This is a genomic window from Saccharomonospora iraqiensis subsp. paurometabolica YIM 90007, from assembly GCF_000231035.2.
GTDB classification, from domain to species: domain Bacteria; phylum Actinomycetota; class Actinomycetes; order Mycobacteriales; family Pseudonocardiaceae; genus Saccharomonospora; species Saccharomonospora paurometabolica.
On record NZ_KI912213.1, the window covers coordinates 278,029 to 279,157 of the forward strand.

The 1,129-nt window shown below is 74.4% G+C and carries 1 protein-coding gene; it reads left to right on the forward strand.

All coding sequences use genetic code 11. The features are described from left to right. On the forward strand, positions 1 to 1,129 hold a 1,129-nt coding region (locus tag SACPADRAFT_RS25815; RefSeq protein ID WP_007027704.1), incomplete at both ends, for an FGGY-family carbohydrate kinase.

Consider the following 1,129-nt stretch of genomic DNA (forward strand, 5'->3'; position numbering starts at 1 on the left):
CGAAACGGTCGAGGCGTTGGCCCTCACCGGGCAGGGCGACGGGCTGTGGTTGCGCGACGCCGACGGCGAACCGGTCGGGCCCGCGATCTCCTGGCTGGACGCCCGCGCCACCGGGGTGCTCGACCGCTGGCGCGGGTCGGGCGTCGAGCGCAGGCTCCACGAACTCACCGGTGCGGGCCTGTTCCCCGGGTCGGCGGGGCCGTTGCTGGCGCATCTGGCCGAACACGAGCCCGAACGGCTGGAGCGGGCCACGGTCGCCGGGTACTGCGTGGACACGATCGTGCACCGGCTCACCGGCGAGATCACCGTGGACGTCTCGGATGCCTCGCTGCCGTTCCTCGACCCCCGCACCCGCACCTACTCGGCCGAGGCCCTGCGTGTCTGCGGGCTCGACGCCTACGCCGGGCTGCTGGCCGAACCGGCCCCGCCGAAGACGCTGTTCGCGTTGACCGCCGACAACGCGCGGATGCTGGGCCTGCCGTCGGGTCTGCCGGTGTCGGCCGGACCGTTCGACCTGCCCGCCTGCGCGATCGGCTCCGGCGTCCGCGAGGTCGGCGAGGGCTCGCTGGTGATCGGCACGACGCTGGGTTGTCAGGTGCTGCGCGACGAGGTCGAGATCGGCGCGGGGGGCGAGACCGCGGGGATGTGGCTGGCGACCCCGCTGCCGGAGCACCACCTGCGGGTGATGCCCGCGATGGTGGGTACCGCCAATCTCGACTGGGTGCTGGGCATGGTCGGCGCCGGTACCGATGAGCTCGACACCATGCTCGACGGGACCGAACCCGGAGCCGGGGGCGTCGGCGCGTTGTCCTTCCTGTCCACCTCGGGGGAACGTGCCCCGTTCGTGGACCCGTACGCCCGGGGCCAGTTCACCGGGCTCTCGCTGGAGACCACGCGGGCCGACCTGGTGCGGGCCATGTGCGAGGCGCTGGCCTACGCCGCCCGGCACAACCTGGAGGCCGCGGGCCTGACCGGGGAGGTCTCCGCCTGCGGCGGGGGTGCGCGGTCGGCGCGGTGGAGTCAGATCTTCGCCGACGTGCTCGGCAGGCCGTTGCACCTGCCGCAGGAGGAGGGCGCGGGCGCGCGGGGTGCCGCGATGACCGCGTGGGACGCCCTCGGCGAGCCGGTG